The 14,964-nt window shown below is 66.3% G+C and carries 16 protein-coding genes; 8 read left to right on the forward strand and 8 right to left on the reverse strand.

Translation table 11 applies throughout. The features are described 5' to 3' along the window. Positions 1-332 precede the first annotated feature (332 nt). Positions 333-950: a hypothetical protein gene (locus G5V65_RS10405; protein ID WP_165049715.1), complete on the reverse strand. Its 618-nt coding sequence runs from the start codon at positions 948-950 to the stop codon at positions 333-335. Positions 951-1,293: 343 nt separating this feature from the next. On the opposite strand from G5V65_RS10405, the gene G5V65_RS10410 reads away from it, so the two are divergent. Then, a complete protein-coding gene (locus G5V65_RS10410; RefSeq protein ID WP_165049717.1) occupies positions 1,294-1,644 on the forward strand; it encodes a hypothetical protein in 351 nt (116 codons plus the stop codon). A gap of 379 nt (positions 1,645-2,023) precedes the next feature. On the opposite strand, the gene G5V65_RS10415 is transcribed toward G5V65_RS10410, so the two are convergent. The 3 genes from G5V65_RS10415 to cobS all read right to left on the reverse strand — a co-directional run bounded on the left by G5V65_RS10415 (position 2,024) and on the right by cobS (position 4,315). Next, entirely contained in the window at positions 2,024-2,401 is a 378-nt protein-coding gene (locus G5V65_RS10415; protein ID WP_165049718.1) for a hypothetical protein, read from the reverse strand. 163 nt (positions 2,402-2,564) lie between these two features. After that, positions 2,565-3,077 carry a VPLPA-CTERM sorting domain-containing protein gene (locus G5V65_RS10420; protein ID WP_241250526.1) on the reverse strand — a complete coding sequence of 171 codons (513 nt, stop codon included), beginning with the start codon at positions 3,075-3,077 and terminating at the stop codon, positions 2,565-2,567. Between the two features lie 251 nt (positions 3,078-3,328). After that, positions 3,329-4,315 (reverse strand): cobaltochelatase subunit CobS, encoded by a 987-nt coding sequence (gene cobS, locus G5V65_RS10425; RefSeq protein WP_165049720.1) that lies wholly within the window; start codon positions 4,313-4,315, stop codon positions 3,329-3,331. Between the two features lie 225 nt (positions 4,316-4,540). Here cobS and msrB point away from each other — a divergent pair, with 225 nt between their 5' ends. Both msrB and G5V65_RS10435 read left to right on the forward strand, forming a co-directional pair. After that, positions 4,541-5,011 carry a peptide-methionine (R)-S-oxide reductase MsrB gene (gene msrB / locus G5V65_RS10430; RefSeq protein WP_165049722.1) on the forward strand — a complete coding sequence of 157 codons (471 nt, stop codon included), beginning with the start codon at positions 4,541-4,543 and terminating at the stop codon, positions 5,009-5,011. Positions 5,012-5,096: 85 nt separating this feature from the next. Further along, a complete protein-coding gene (locus tag G5V65_RS10435) occupies positions 5,097-5,477 on the forward strand; it encodes a hypothetical protein (protein WP_165049724.1) in 381 nt (126 codons plus the stop codon). A 4-nt stretch (positions 5,478-5,481) separates the two neighbouring features. On the opposite strand, the gene G5V65_RS10440 is transcribed toward G5V65_RS10435, so the two are convergent. Continuing rightward, positions 5,482-6,117, reverse strand: a complete 636-nt coding sequence (locus G5V65_RS10440; protein WP_165049726.1) for a J domain-containing protein — start codon at positions 6,115-6,117, stop codon at positions 5,482-5,484. 77 nt (positions 6,118-6,194) lie between these two features. Between G5V65_RS10440 and G5V65_RS10445 the strand changes: the two genes are divergently transcribed. Then, positions 6,195-6,446 carry a BolA family protein gene (locus G5V65_RS10445; protein ID WP_165049728.1) on the forward strand — a complete coding sequence of 84 codons (252 nt, stop codon included), beginning with the start codon at positions 6,195-6,197 and terminating at the stop codon, positions 6,444-6,446. 264 nt (positions 6,447-6,710) lie between these two features. On the opposite strand, the gene G5V65_RS10450 is transcribed toward G5V65_RS10445, so the two are convergent. Continuing rightward, positions 6,711-8,861 (reverse strand): malate synthase G, encoded by a 2,151-nt coding sequence (locus G5V65_RS10450; protein WP_165049731.1) that lies wholly within the window; start codon positions 8,859-8,861, stop codon positions 6,711-6,713. Positions 8,862-9,050: 189 nt separating this feature from the next. Between G5V65_RS10450 and G5V65_RS10455 the strand changes: the two genes are divergently transcribed. The 3 genes from G5V65_RS10455 to G5V65_RS10465 are packed head-to-tail and all read left to right on the forward strand — an operon-like array spanning position 9,051 to position 10,758. Beyond that, positions 9,051-9,392 (forward strand): ArsR/SmtB family transcription factor, encoded by a 342-nt coding sequence (locus G5V65_RS10455; protein WP_206526761.1) that lies wholly within the window; start codon positions 9,051-9,053, stop codon positions 9,390-9,392. Further along, entirely contained in the window at positions 9,389-9,877 is a 489-nt protein-coding gene (locus G5V65_RS10460) for an SRPBCC family protein (protein ID WP_165049735.1), read from the forward strand. The genes G5V65_RS10455 and G5V65_RS10460 overlap by 4 nt, the downstream gene beginning before the upstream one ends. Continuing rightward, positions 9,874-10,758, forward strand: a complete 885-nt coding sequence (locus G5V65_RS10465; protein WP_165049737.1) for an SRPBCC domain-containing protein — start codon at positions 9,874-9,876, stop codon at positions 10,756-10,758. Before G5V65_RS10460 ends, G5V65_RS10465 begins: the two co-directional genes overlap by 4 nt. A 231-nt stretch (positions 10,759-10,989) precedes the next feature. Here G5V65_RS10465 and G5V65_RS10470 read toward each other — a convergent pair whose 3' ends face one another. Together G5V65_RS10470 and G5V65_RS10475 are read right to left on the reverse strand one after the other, a co-directional pair. Continuing rightward, complete coding sequence (locus tag G5V65_RS10470) at positions 10,990-11,142, reverse strand: DUF2256 domain-containing protein (protein WP_165049739.1); 153 nt, start codon at positions 11,140-11,142, stop codon at positions 10,990-10,992. Then, positions 11,142-12,650, reverse strand: a complete 1,509-nt coding sequence (locus G5V65_RS10475; RefSeq protein ID WP_165049741.1) for an FAD-binding domain-containing protein — start codon at positions 12,648-12,650, stop codon at positions 11,142-11,144. Before G5V65_RS10475 ends, G5V65_RS10470 begins: the two co-directional genes overlap by 1 nt. A gap of 210 nt (positions 12,651-12,860) precedes the next feature. Between G5V65_RS10475 and G5V65_RS10480 the strand changes: the two genes are divergently transcribed. Then, a complete protein-coding gene (locus G5V65_RS10480; protein WP_165049743.1) occupies positions 12,861-14,957 on the forward strand; it encodes a sensor histidine kinase in 2,097 nt (698 codons plus the stop codon). Positions 14,958-14,964: the final 7 nt, after the last annotated feature.

Genomic DNA, 14,964 nt, shown 5'->3' on the forward strand with positions numbered 1-14,964 from the left:
CCAGAATGCTGCGGGTTCGAGGCTTGATCCACCCGACTTCGGCCGTTTGCGCGACGACAGACACCGCTCGGGGCGAAGAACGCTTGCCCAGCGAGCAAAATCAGGCGATCTTGAAGTCAAGCGGCAGGCCACTTGGGGAATGTCGGTTTACAGGACGTAACCATAGTCCCAAAAGCTGTCTCCTGTAACGTTTCCTAAGTATCCATCGGACGGCTGGACCTCTATTTCCATGCCGTTCAAGATTGGTTGTAAATATACTATCCCACTTGCAATTGTATTTCCGCCGAGAAAAACTGTCTCTTCCGTACACTCCTCAATCGTTACAACGCTGACTACTTGTGGTAAACCGTGTTAAAACCCACATCGAAAGCAAAAGAGCGCACACCGATAGTGGATGCTTCCAGCCGACTACAAACCGGCGAGTCACTGCAAAAACTCATCGTGACAACAAAGCTCAGTCGGATCGATCTCTCGCGCTCGCTCATTGCATTCCAGAGCGCGTGCGGCCCTCCATTGGCCGCAGGGTTCCACATAAAGAAAACCGCACCATCATCTGATGCGATGGGTTCTGTGCCAGATTGGCGCGCAAGCCCCTGTGCCTCCAGCCAAGCCACCGCTTCTTCCACCTCTGAAAACCTGTGCATGACGCGCGCAAGGCAGACCTCAACCGCGCCAACGGTCAATAATTTGTCCCATGCAAACTCGTGATGAGTCGGCGGTGCGCCTTCGGGAAGGTTTCCATTCAAACAGGATTGCGCCGACGGGAAATCGAACGGCGCTGTCCCGTAATTCGAGCGGGCGTTTTTCGCCTCTGTGCCGGAAAGGGGATAAAGGTCCCGATAGCGCTTTCCGTTGGCCATCAGGAAGGGATGTTCCTCGGTCAGATCAACTGTCACTGCCGAAGGCACAGATGGCGGCGCTCTGACCCAACTGAGTACGGTCAGGATCAATCCAATCCCTACAACCACCCCAGCCCCAATCCATAGAGAACCACGCACCCTTTACCCCCACCCGATCCGCAACCCCGCCTGCACCCAAAAGCTGCGCTTACTCAAAAAAACCAAGCCCAACGCCCCTGTCAATCCGCCTACACCTTGCGTGGGGTGGTTTGGGGTGGATTGACAGGGGCAGTGCTCTTGGTCTTGTTGGGAGGAGTGCAACCGTTGGTTGTTGGTGGGGTTGCGGACCAAGTGGGGCGTAAAGAGTGCGTGGGTGTGGGGACTTCATGCCAGGGGTGATCCGGCTGGCCGCTTTTGCCTCGGGCGGATGCCGTGAAGGCGTCAGGGTGATCTGATGGCGATGGCCCTGCTGCGACGTCTGCTGGCGATTTCGGTGCTTGTCGGGGTGCCGCTCGGTTCGCTCTGGGTGCTGTTTGGCGACTACATTCCGGGGACCATCCGCCCGCTGCCTTATGCGCCCGACATGACGCGTGATCTGACCGAGGAACAACCCTTCATGGTTGGACATGAACGGTATCGGGCGCTCTATCTTGAAGATGGCCGCATCGCCGAAAACATCCGCCGTCGCTATGGAACATGGCCGTTTGATCTGCCATCTGCTGAGGCCTGTCTTGAGGCCGGTTCGCCTTGCGGAACAGGATTTTGGGGACCAGGAATTGGCTTGGTCGCTATTGCCGACGCCTGAGGCCATTGAGCTGTGTCTCGCCCGAACGCTGAACCGATTTTCCGACAGCGACGTGGCGCTTGCATGGTTGCAAGATCAAGGTTTGACGCTGACAGACTCTTTGGCAGATATCGATAACGAAGGCCGAACAAGGTTTGTATTCGGCTGGTTGCCGTAGGATGCGGGCGGTCCACAGGCGTGGTGGCAGGGGCTGCCTGCAAAACGTCGCACGGTACTGGTTGGCCTGCAGGTCGCGGTCGAGATATGCGATAGGGGTGATTTATGTCGGCAATTGGATGATCCGGTACAACGGCCGCCTTTCTTCCAAGTCTTGGTTCAAAGGCGATCACTAAACTCAAAGTAAGGGGTGAAGTCAGAATGACAATAGCGGGCGCGCCGATCAGGACAGATACGCCTCACACGATTGCAGAAGCATCGCCGACCGTCTGGCGGCGCGGGTCTGGTTCGGGCCGTGGAGGGATTGGCGCAGCAGGGCGGCGTGGGCGGCCTTGGCCTCGACCCGCCAGGCCATGACCTGCACCTCTTCCCCCGGCGGGGTGAGGGCGGACAGCACGTCGAGCAGCGCCGCCCGCCGCGCCTTGGTGATGTCGGAGGCGGGGCCATCCACCTGCCATTGATGCTCCATCAGGGCGGACATGCGGCCTGCGCAGGTGGCGAAGAAGTGGAGGGGGTTGTCGGGCAGATCGGTATCGGCCTGCGCTGGCAGCGGGCCAGCGAGGGCGCAGAGAAGCGCCGGGGCGCGGAGATATGTTCGCAAACCGCCCATATTTGCAGCATGAGGCGGGATCTTGCGGCTGGCAAGTGGGCAGTTTGAGAAGGGGGCGCCGTTCAGGCCGGGCCTCGCTTCTGTGCCGCGCCTGCCGGGATGAATAAGGCCGCCCTGTCGGGCGGCCCTTCCGAAGAGGAGGCTTTCCGCGCTGTCAGGCGGTCTTGCGACGGCGCAGGGCGACCAGGCTGCCAAGCGCCCCGATCAGCAGCAAGCCCGCGGCAGGCAGCGGCACGACGGTCGGCGTGACCGTGAAGGAGGCAAAGGCGCCGCCAGTCGTGAAACCCGGCGCGAGTGCCGAGAGCCTGAGCGAGAACAGATAGGATCCGGCCGCGAGGGAGGCCTGATAGGTGGCCTGGAAATACCCCTGAGCGGTGGTGCCGATCGTCGTCCAGGGGACATAGGCGCCCCCGACCAGAAGTTCGAAGGCATCGCCCAGGATGAAGCCATCCCGTGCGGTGATGGACACGTCGGACGCGCTGGTCAGTGTGAGCGACCAATCGGGGTCACCGACCCCGTCGATGCCGTCGATCGGCCCAAGACCGCCTGCCCAGTAGAATTCATAATTGGTGGTGCCGGAGTCCGGAACCACCACGGCCGCTGATGCGGGGGCCGCGAGAACGGCTGCCAGCGCTGCAGACTTCGCAAGCATGGAGAGGGAAGACATGCGCAACTCCTTTGGAGGACCACAAAGAAAACATTAATTAATCATAATACCAACAAACACCCCCTTGGAACCCATTTTCAGGCTCAGGTCAAGGATTCGCCGGTTTGCCTGCCCTGCAGGGCCTGTTTCGCCCGAAACTGCCGAAGGAACGGGCGTTTCGCGGCCTGTCGCCTTTGCCCGGTTTCACCGCGGTCGGGCAGGCCCGAAGATCGGGGCCTGCCGCCGCCCGGCACCCGGACGGGACCTGTTCCTTACTTCATCGCCATGGAGGCCGCGCTTTCCGGCAGTTCCTCGCCGAAGCAGCGCTGGTAGAATTCGGCGACCGTCTGGCGTTCCAGCTCGTCGCATTTGTTCAGGAAGGAGAGGCGGAAGGCATAGCCCACATTGCGGAAGATCTCGGCGTTCTGCGCCCAGTTGAGGACGGTGCGCGGCGACATGACGGTGGAGAGGTCGCCGTTCATGAAGGCGGTGCGCGTCAGGTCGGCCACGGTGACCATCTGGCTGATGGTCTTGCGGCCCTTCTCGGTGTTGTAATGCGGGGATTTCGCCAGGACGATGGCGGCCTCGGCATCGTGGCTGAGGTAGTTCAGCGTGGCGACCAGCGACCAGCGGTCCATCTGGGCCTGGTTGATCTGCTGGGTGCCATGGTAGAGGCCCGTCGTATCGCCAAGGCCCACGGTGTTGGCCGTGGCAAAGAGACGGAAGGACGGGTGGGGGGTGATGATCTCGTTCTGGTCCAGAAGCGTGAGCTTGCCGTCATGTTCCAGCACGCGCTGGATGACGAACATCACGTCGGCGCGGCCGGCATCGTATTCGTCGAAGACGATGGCCACGGGGTTGCGCAGCGCCCAGGGCAGGATGCCTTCGTGGAACTCTGTCACCTGCTTGCCGTCGCGCAGCTTGATCGCGTCTTTCCCGATCAGGTCGATCCGGCTGATATGGCTGTCGAGGTTGACGCGCACGCAGGGCCAGTTCAGCCGGGCGGCCACCTGTTCGATATGGGTGGATTTGCCGGTGCCGTGATAGCCCTGGATCATCACGCGGCGGTTGTAGGCGAAGCCTGCAAGGATGGCGAGCGTGGTGTCGGGGTCGAACTTGTAGGTGGGGTCGATCTCGGGCACGCGGTCGGTGCGTTCGGCGAAGGCCTTGACCTTCATCTCGGTGTCGATGCCGAACACGTCGCGGACAGAGATTTCTTCGGTGGGTTTCATCACAGTGTCCAGCATGCCGTCCGCCATCTTTTCGCTTTCCGGCCCCAAGCGGGCCTTTGGCGATGTGTGGAACATATCGCGGGGGGCTGCAAGGGGAAGGGCGGCAGGGAAAGGCCGGGACGCGACATCGCGCCGCCGCAAAGGCGGGGTGAACGCGATTGCGTGATCGGGTGAAACTGCGGGGCGCGCGGGGGCGTAATGTCTGGCAGATCGGGCGGAACGGATCCGGCCGGGAGAGAGGGAGGATCACCGATGCATCGCCGATACATCCTGCAGATGGGGGCGCTGGCCGCCCTGTGGCCGGGGCTGCGCCCGGCGCTGGCCGGCGAGGGCAGCTTTGCCGTGACGCTGAGCGAGGCGGAATGGCGCGCGCGGCTGACGCCGCTGCAATATGCCGTGCTGCGCGAGGAAGAGACCGAGCGGGCAGGGACGAGCCCGCTGGACAAGGAAAAGCGCGAGGGGATCTATCACTGTGCGGGCTGCGATCTGGCGGCCTATTCCTCGGCCCATAAATATGACAGCGGCACGGGCTGGCCCAGCTTCTGGCAGGCGCTGAAGGGGGCGGTGGGGACGAAGGAGGACAACAGTCTCTTCGCCACCCGGACCGAGGTGCATTGCGCGCGCTGCGGCGGGCATTTCGGACATGTCTTCGACGACGGGCCGGAGCCTACGGGAAAACGCCATTGCATCAATGGCGCGGCGCTGCTGTTCCGGCCCGCCTGAGCGGGGCGCGGCTGTGCATGCGGCTTGATCCCGGGCGGGCAAGCGGGCAACGAGGGCGGGTCGCATTGCCAGAGGACCAGCCGCCATGCCGTTTCGCCTTCGCCTGACCCTTGCCCTGCCGCTGGCGCTGTTCATGGCTTCGGCCGTGGCGCGGGCGGAACTGGGGGCGGATACCGAGGCGTCGGTCCTGTTCACCCCGGCCTTCGGCCCGGCGCTGGCGGTGGCGGCGCTGCTCGGGCTGGTGCTGGCCGGGGCCTATGGCGGGGCGGGGCTGGCGGGCTGGCTGCGCGCGGGGGGGGCGGGCCTTGCCGTGCTGGGCGCGGCGGGGCTGGCCGCGGGGGGGATGACGGGGCAGGGCGCGGGGCTGCTGGTGGCGCTGCCCGAGCATGGCTTTGCCTGGGGGGCGGCGCTGGCGGGGCTGGTGGTGCCGCAGCTTCTGGCGCTGCGGCGGGCGGGCGGGCGGTGAGGGATCAGTCGCGGAAGTAGCGGCTGTCCTTGATCTGATCCCAGGCCCAGACGACCTCTTGCAGGCGGTCCTCGTCGGACCGGTCGCCGCCGTTCATGTCGGGGTGAAGATCCTTGACCAGCGATTTGTACTGCTTGCGGATTTCGGCCTTGGTCATGGTGTCGCGGGCATCGAGGATCTCGAGCGCCTTGCGTTCGGTGGGGGGCAGCTTGCGAGTGGCATTGCCCGAGGGTTTGGCGGGGTTGAGCGTGGCCTTTTCGCCCAGGATCGCCATCGGATCATCCACACCCAGCCGCGCCCAGGCGCGGCCCTCGTCGGGGCGCTTGCCGAAGGGTTCGGTGGCGCGGCCCCAGACGCGATCCTTTTCGAGGAATTTCTGGAATTCCTCATCGGTGGAGCCCTGGAAGAAGTTCCACTTCAGGTTGTATTCGCGGACGTGATCCTTGCAGAACCAGAAATATTCGTCGAGGTGATCGGGCGATTTCGGGGCGCGATAGGCGCCCTGTTCGGAACAGCCCGGATATTCGCATTGCTTCTGCGAGGTTTCGAAGGCGCCGGACATGCCGCGGCGGCCGGACTTGCGGCGCTTCTTGTCGGAAGAGACGCGGATGTCGAACTCGAAGGGGGGGCGGGTGGTCATGGTTCAGGCTGGCCTTTCCGACTCGGAGGCAAGAGTTTAGGGGTTCTCGCGGCAGATAGAAGAGGGGTTCGGGAAAAATGGCAGCGCAGGACGAGATCACCCGGCGGTTGACCGCTGCCTTCCAGCCTACGGAACTGCAGGTCATCAACGAAAGCCACCGCCATGCGGGCCATGCGGGGGATGACGGATCGGGGGAAAGCCATTTCCGCGTGGTGATCCGCGCCCCGGCACTGGCGGCGATGGGGCGGGTGGAGCGGCACCGCGCGGTGCAGAAGGCGCTGGGGGATCTGAACACGCGGATCCATGCGCTGGCGCTGGATATCGGCTGAATTGAGCTTGCCCCCCCCGGGGGGGGCTGCGCATTCCTTTTGCCTCGCCTGCGCGCCTGCGCGCTTCGGCTCGGGGTGGGGGCTGCCGCCCCCGTCGCCCGTTCCGGGCGCCTCCCCCGCGGGTATTTGGGCCAAGATGAAGGGGTTTTCGCCTTGGGAAAATGCCCTGGGGGTCCGGGGGGAACCCCCGGCCTGAGCCAAGCGCGCAGGCGCGCAGGCGAGGCAAAAGGAATGCGGGCGCAAGCCCGTGCAATCTGATTGCTGTCAGACGGCGTGGAGCCGCGCGCGGGCCTTGAGTTCCAGCCGGCGGCGGTGCAGCACGGGTTCGGTATAGCCCGAGGGCTGGGCGCGGCCCTGGAAGACCAGATCGCAGGCGGCCTTGAAGGCCGCGCCGTCGAAGCCGGGGGCCATGGGGCGATAGGCGGCGTCGCCCGCGTTCTGGCGATCCACCACGGCGGCCATCTTGCGCATCGCGGCCATGACCTGCGCCTCGGACACCACGCCGTGATGCAGCCAGTTGGCCAGAGCCTGGGCCGAGATGCGGCAGGTGGCGCGGTCCTCCATCAGGCCGACATCATGGATGTCGGGCACCTTGGAGCAGCCGACGCCCTGATCGACCCAGCGCACGACATAGCCAAGGATGCCTTGCGCGTTGTTTTCCACCTCGGCCCGGATTTCGGCATCGGACCAGTTCTGGCCCTGGGCGAGGGGGAGGGTGAGCAGGTCTTCCAGCCGCCCGCGCGGGCCTGCGGCGGCGATGGCGTCCTGCCGGGCCAGGACGTCGACGCGGTGGTAATGGGTGGCGTGCAGGGTGGCTGCGGTGGGCGAGGGCACCCAGGCGCAGGTGGCGCCTGCCTGCGGGTGGGCGATCTTGGCCTCAAGCATCGCGGCCATCCGGTCGGGAATGGCCCACATGCCCTTGCCGATCTGGGCGCGGCCCTTGAGCCCGCAGGCAAGGCCGATATCGACATTGCGATCCTCATAGGCGCGGATCCAGGCGGCATTCTTCATGTCGCCCTTGCGGATCATGGGGCCTGCTTCCATGGAGGTGTGGATCTCATCCCCCGTGCGATCAAGGAAGCCCGTATTGATGAAGGCCACGCGGTCGGCGCTCGCGCGGATGCATTCCTTGAGGTTGACGCTGGTGCGGCGTTCCTCGTCCATGATGCCGAGCTTGACGGTGAAGCGGGGCAGGCCGAGGGTTTCCTCCACCCGGTCGAAGATGGCGCAGGCGAGCGCCACCTCTTCGGGGCCATGCATCTTGGGCTTGACCACATAGACCGAGCCATGGAGCGAGTTGCGCGGGCCTTCGGTCTTTTGCAGATCGTGCAGCGCGCAGAGCGTGGTGAGGAAGGCATCCATGATGCCTTCGCCCACCTCGCGACCTTGCGGGTCGAGGATGGCGGGGTTGGTCATCAGATGGCCCACATTGCGCACCAGCATCAGCGCGCGGCCCTTCAGGGTAAGGGGCGTGCCGTCGGGGGCGGTGAAGGCATAGTCGTCGCGCAGGCGGCGTTCGATGGTCTGGTCGCCCTTGGCGACCATCTCCACCAGATCGCCCTTCATCAGGCCGAGCCAGTTGGCATAGGCAACGACCTTGTCTTCGGCATCCACGGCGGCGACGCTGTCTTCGCAATCCATGATGGCGGAGAGGGCGGATTCCATGCGGATATCGGCAAGGCCTGCCGGATCCTCGGCGCCGATGCGGTGGCCGGGGTCGATGCGCAGGACAAGGTGAAGGCCGTGGTTGCGCAGGAGGATGGCGGAGGGCGCCTCGGGGGGGCCGCGGAAGCCTGCGAATTGCGCGGGGGTCCGGAGCGCGGGGGAAAGCTGGCCGTCCTGCACCGCATAGCGGGTGACGGCGGCGTGGCTGCCCTGGGCGAGGGGGGCCACGTCATCGAGGAAGGCCTTGGCCCAGGCGATGACGCGGGCGCCGCGGGCGGGATCATAGGCCTTGCCCTGCGGCGCATCCCCCAGCGCATCGGTGCCGTAGAGCGCATCATAGAGCGAGCCCCAGCGCGCATTGGCGGCGTTGAGCGCGTAGCGGGCATTCATCACCGGGACCACCAGTTGCGGGCCGGGGACGGTGGCGATCTCGGGGTCGGTGCCGGTGGTGCGGATGGTGAAATCGGGGCCTTCGGGCAGGAGATAGCCGATCTCGCGCAGGAAGGCGGTATAGGCGGCGGCGTCATGGGCCTGGCCCTTGCGGGCGCGGTGCCAGTCGTCGATCTGCGCCTGCATCCGGTCGCGGGTTTCGAGGAGGCGGCGGTTTTCCGCGCCGCAATCGGCCACGGCATCGGCGAGGCCCTGCCAGAAGCGGGCCGGGGCGATGCCGCTGCCGGGCAGGGCGCGGTCTTCGACGAAGCGGGCGAGGCGGGCATCCACCTGCAGGCCGTGGCGATCGAGGCGTTCCATGCGCGGGTCTCCGGTTCGGTATGCGATGGGACACCATAACGGTTTCGGCCCTGTCGCCGCAACCGGGCGGGGCGGCGGATTTGCGCGGAAATCCGAACATCACCTTTCGGGAATGCGGTCGAATGCAATGCTTTGCCGATTGGCTAAGTTTTCTCTTTCGCGACTCGGGGCGGCGTGATAGTTAGAGGAATGGCTAAGTATGATCCCGATCTTTCGCTGCTGTTTCATGCGCTGTCCGATCCGACGCGGCGGGCCATGCTGGAGCGGCTGGCGCGGGGGCCTGCGGCGGTGACGGAACTTGCCGGGCCGACGGGGCTGCGCCTGCCCACGGTGCTGCGGCACCTTTCGGTGCTGGAGGAGGCGGGGCTGATCACCAGCGCCAAGGACGGGCGGGTGCGCAGTTGCGCGCTGGTGCCGCAGGCGCTGGTGCCGATGACGGATTGGCTTGAGGGCCAGCGCGCGCTGTGGGAGGCGCGGCTGGACCGGCTGGATGACTATGTGACGCGGCTGATGAAGGAGCGCGAGAGATGACCCCCGAAACCCTGCCCGATTTCGACCCGGCGCTGGATCTTGTGCTGCAGCGCGACCTGGCCGCGCCGCGCGAGGTGCTTTACGAATGCTGGACCACGCCCGAGCATCTGATCCACTGGTTCGTGCCGAAGCCGCATCGGGTGACGGCCTGCCATCTGGATGTGCGGGTGGGCGGGGCCTGCAACACGACCTTCGATGTCGAGGGGACTGTGATGGAGAACAAGGGCGTCTATCTGGAGGTTGTGCCGAATGAGCGGCTGGTCTTCACCGATGCCTATTCCGAAGGCTGGAAGCCCGCGGCGGAGCCTTTCATGACGGCGATCCTGACGTTCGAGGATCTTGGGGCCGGGCGGACGCGCTATACGGCCGTGGCGCGGCATCGCAATGCCGAGACGGCGCGGCAGCATGCCGAGATGGGGTTCCATGACGGCTGGGGCACGGTTGCGAGCCAGCTTGAAGCCTATGCGCAGGGGTTGGGGCGGTGAGCGGGGGCTTTGCGACGCTGAGTTTCGCGCGGAGGGTCGAGGCGCCGCCCGAGACGCTGTGGCAGGCCTGGACGGCGCCCGCGGCGCGGGCCGTCTGGGCGGCCCCCACGCCGGAGGTGGAGGTGGAATTCCTGGAAGCCGACAGCCGGGCGGGCGGGCGGGAAGTATCGCTTTGCCATGTGGCGGGGCAGGCGGCTATCCGCTGCGATGTCGGCTGGCTGGTGCTGGAGCCGGGGGCTGTGCTGTGGCGGAGCGTGAATTCCGAGGTGATCTCGCGCGGGGGGGTGGCGCTGTCGGCGGCGCTGGTGACGGCGGAGGTAACGGCGGAAGGCGCGGGGGCGCGGATCGCGGTGACGGTGCAGCTGTCCAGCCTGGGCGAGGAGATGGAGGCGGGCTATCGCGCGGGGTTCGGCGCGGGGCTGGACAATCTGGCGGGGGTGGCGGGGCGGACCATGGTGATCCGCCGGGCCATCCGCGCGCCGCTGGAGGCGGTCTGGGCGGCCTGGTGGGATGCCGAGGCGCTGCCGCGCTGGTGGGGGCCGGAGGGGTTTTCCTGCCGCACGGCGCGGATCGACCTGCGGGAAGGCGGGGAATGGGTCTTTGACATGATCGGGCCGGACGGGACGGTGTTTCCCAATCATCACCGCTATGGGCAGGTCCTGCCGGGGGCGCGGATCGACTATGCGCTGCATTGGGGCGAGAACGGGCCGAAACATGCCGATGCCTGGGCAATCTTTGCGCAGGGGGCGGAGGGGACGGAGGTGACGCTGGGCATGGTCTTTGCCACGGCCGAGGAATGGCGGACGGCGAAGGGTTTTGGCGCCGAGGCGCTGGGGCTGCAGACGCTGGGCAAGCTGGCTGTGGCGGCGGGGGCGGACTGAGGGGGGCGATCTTTCTGCGAAAGATCGGTTTGAGGCTTCTGCGAAGCCTCGGCCCGGGGGCGGGCGTTGTGGGCTGTGGGGACGATTTTTCTGCGAAAAATCTGAAGGGGTGCTTCTGCGAAGCGGGGGGCGCGGGTTCGGGGGCTTTGGGGAGGACGTGGGCGACGGGGAAAAGGGGACGATTTTTCTGCGAAAAATCTGATGGGCGCTTCTGCGCAGCGGGGGTGGGTGTCAGGCTTTGCGCCGGGCCTCTGTCCGGCAGCGGTCGGAGCAGTATTTCACCTCGTCCCAGACCTTTTCCCATTTCTTGCGCCAGGTGAAGGGCAGGCCGCAGCAGGCGCAGGTCTTGCGGGGCAGGTCGGCCTTCTTGCGCATCTTCGCCATCAGAGATCGAAGCTCATCTGGGCGGCATTCGCAGGGCGGCGGGGGCTGCGGTCATTGACGAAACGGGGATCGGCGCGGCTGGCATGGCGTTCGATCACCTCGGCGATGTCGGGGTCGTGGCGGCGTTCCTTCCGCAGGCCCCAGCAGGCCTCGCGGGCGGCGCGGGCGCTTGCGGCCACATCGACCACGGGTTCGGGATAGAGCCGGCCCAGAAGGCCCCGCGCGCCGGGCCATTTCCAGGGTTCCTGCAGGAAGGCATCGGGGACGGGGGCGAGTTCGGGCAGCCAGCGGCGGGTGAAGGCGCCGGTCGGATCCTGGTCATGGCCCTGCTTGACGGGGTTGTAGATGCGGATCGTGTTGATCCCCGTGACGCCCGACTGCATCTGCACCTGGGGCCAGTGGATGCCGGGTTCGTAATCGGTGAAGCGCCGGGCAAGAGCCGCGCCGGTGGCCCGCCAGTCGAGCCAGAGGTGATAGGAGGCCACCGCCATCACCATGCTGCGCATGCGGAAGTTCAGCCAGCCTGTCGCACGCAGGTAGCGCATGCAGGCATCGAGGAAGGGAAGGCCGGTTTCGCCATTCTCCCAGGCGGCGAGGCGGAGGGGATCGGGGGCGCGCGGGCGGAGGGCATCGGCGGCGCGGTGCAGGGCGCGGATTTCGATTTCGGGTTCGGTTTCGAGTTTCTGGATGAAATGATCGCGCCAGGCCATCCGGCTTTGGAAACTGGTCAGCGCGCCGGGCCACCGACCACCGGGGCGTTCGGCGGCGCGGGCGGCGGCGGCCTGCACCACCTCGCGCGAGGAAAGCGTGCCCAGGGCGAGATGGGCCGAGAGGCGCGAGCAGGCGCGTTCGCCCGTGAGCGGCGAGGACATGGCCGCGCGGTAGGGTTCGCCGCGATGGGAGAGGAAGCTGTCCAGCAGGGCCATGCCCGCCGCGCGCCCGCCCTGCTGGCGGTGGGGGCAGGGATCATCGGCAAGGCGCAGTGCCCGGGCGGAGGGGATCGCGCCGGGTTCCACGCCGGGCACGGGGCGCAGGGCAGGCGGGGCGGGGATCTGGGCGGCGGAGGCGAAGGCATCGCGCCGCCCTGCCCAGCCATCGCGCGAGGGCAGGCGGCGGATGACGCCCTGCTGGGGCAGTTCCTCCCAGATCACGCCCGCGCCGCGCGCCCAGGCGGCCACCCGGCGGTCGCGCGCGAAGGTCCAGAGATTGCCGGTTTCCTCATGGCTGAGGAGGCGGGCGATGTGGTGCTGGCGGCAGAGCCTGTCCAGCACCTCGACCGCGTCGCCCATGCGGATCACGAGGGGCGCGCCGAGGGCGGCGCTGGCCTCGCGCAGATCCTGCAGGCTTTCGGCGGTGAAGGCCCAGTGCCGCGCGGCGGCGTCGGGTTGCTGCCAGAGATCGGGTTCGGCGATGTAGAGCGGCAGGACCGCGCCCATGGACGCGGCGCGGGCCAGGGCGGGATGATCGGAAAGGCGCAGGTCGCGCTTGAACCAGACGAGAACATTCATGGAACATTTATTTAACCCGCCGGGAGGATTCGTAAAGCCCCCGGAAACGGCCCGGTTTTTGGGCGAAAACCCCATCCGAAAGTATGTAGGCCCTTACCCCTATCAGGGTGCGACACCGCTTGCCTTCGCCTTTCCGCTGGAAATGCGTCACCTTTTGGCGGCATGCCGGAAGCCGGACGGTGAGTGCGGCAGGCGGAAGCGGGGAGGATCATGCAGGAGAGCGGGCAGATCGGGCGGGGCGGGTTACCTCCTCCTCCCCTCAGGACCTGGCTCTGGCGGTCCTATCTGCGGGCGGCGCTGGTGCCGCTTCTGCTGATCGAACTGACCTTTGTCGCGCTGTATTTCGGGACGAGCCGCGTCGTCTATGACCGCAGCGCGAAGGCGATCACCGAGATATCGACCGAGGCGTTGCGCGATGCCTCGCGCCGGGAGGCGGATGTGATCGCGCGGCGGCTGGAGACGATCGCCACGGTGACGCAGATCTTCGCCCGCGAGACGACGCGGGCGCTGGCGGAACCGGCGGGCGAGGTGAGTGCTGCGGAGCGGACGCGCTATGCCTATACGCCGGAGGGGGTGTATTACAGCACCGTCGATGACGGGGGGGCGGCGGTCTTCTACAGCGGCTTTGTGCCGGTGGGCGAGGCCGAGCGCGAGAAGGTCTGGCGGACGGCGCGGCTGGATCCGCTGATGCGGTCGATCGTGGAGAGCAATCCGCTGATCACGCAGATCTATGTGAACACGCATGACTCGCTCAACCGGATCTTTCCCTGGTTTGACGTGCTGGCGATCTATCCGCCGAAGATGGATATCCCGAGCTACAATTTCTATTACGACGCCGATGCCACGCATAACCCGGCGCGGCGGGTGGTCTGGACCGACAGCTATGTCGATCCGGCGGGGGCGGGGTGGATGGTTTCGGCCATCGCGCCGGCCTATGGCTGGGCGGCGGGCGGCGATGAGCGGCTGGAGGCGGTGGTGGGCATCGACGTGACGATCGGGCGGATCGTCGATCAGGTGCTGGACCTGCGGCTGGAGGGCGACGGCTATGCGCTGCTGGTCGGGCGGGACGGGACGATCCTTGCGCTGCCGCCTGCGGGCGAGGCGGATCTGGGCCTGTCGGAGCTGATCGACCACAGCTATGAGGAGGCGATCCTTCAGGACACGTTCAAGCCCGACAGTTTCAACCTGTATCGCCGGGCCGAGCTGTTCACCATGGCCGAGGCGATCCAGGCGTCGGAAGAGGGGAATGCCAAGGTCGATCTGGGCCGGCCGATGATCGCGGCCTGGGCCACCATCGCGGGGCCGCAATGGAAGCTGATCGTGCTGACGAGCGAGGAAAGCATCCTGACCGGGGCGACCACGCTGCGCGAGCAATTGTCCTTTGTCAGCAAGGCGATGCTGGCCATTCTGGTGCTGTTCTATCTGGTTTTCTTCCTGTTCCTGTGGCGGCGGTCGGTTGCCATGTCGGCGCGGGTGGCCCAGCCGCTGGCCGAGATCGAGGGCAACATGATCCAGATTTCGGAAGGCGGCAGCGTGCCGCCGGGGCATCGCTATGAGGTGGCCGAGTTGCAGACCGTGGGCGACCATCTGGTGACCATGGGGGAAAAGCTGCAGGCCGCGAACGAGGCGAAGAACAGCTTCCTGTCGGCCATGAGCCATGAATTCCGCACGCCGCTGAATGCGATCATCGGCTTTTCCGATCTGCTGGCGGTGGGCGCGCGCCAGCCGCTGGCGCCCGAGGACCTGCGCCAGGTGCAGGCGATTTCGGCGGCGGGATGGCAGCTTTTGCAGCTTGTGGAAGGGGTGATCGAGCTGAGCCGGATCGAACAGGGGCAGGTCCGGCGCAACCTGCATGCGCTGGATGTGCTGCCCGCGGTGCGGCAGGCGCTGGATGCGGTGCGGCCCGCGATGCGGGATCGCAAGGTGACGCTGCGGCTGGAGGAACCGGCGGAGCCGCTGCCGAAGGTGACGGGCGACGAGGAGATCATCCGCCGCATCGTCACGCATCTTGTATCGAACGGGGTGAAATACAATCACGACGGCGGCAGCGTGGTGGTGTCCTTCCGGGCCGAGGCGGCGCGGCTGGTGATCCGCGTCGCCGATACCGGCATCGGCATCGCCGAGGACAAGCAGGCGCGGCTTTTCACCCCCTTTGACAGGCTGGGCCATGAGAATGGCACGATCAGCGGCACCGGGATCGGGCTGACGATCTGCCGCAGGCTGGCGCAGTTGACCGGATCGGAGATCGGTTTCGTCAGCCGCGCGGGCGAGGGATCGACCTTCACGCTGAGCCTGCCGCTGGCGTGATCGGGGG

Source organism: Paragemmobacter kunshanensis (genome assembly GCF_011059185.1).
GTDB classification, from domain to species: Bacteria; Pseudomonadota; Alphaproteobacteria; order Rhodobacterales; family Rhodobacteraceae; genus Paragemmobacter; species Paragemmobacter kunshanensis.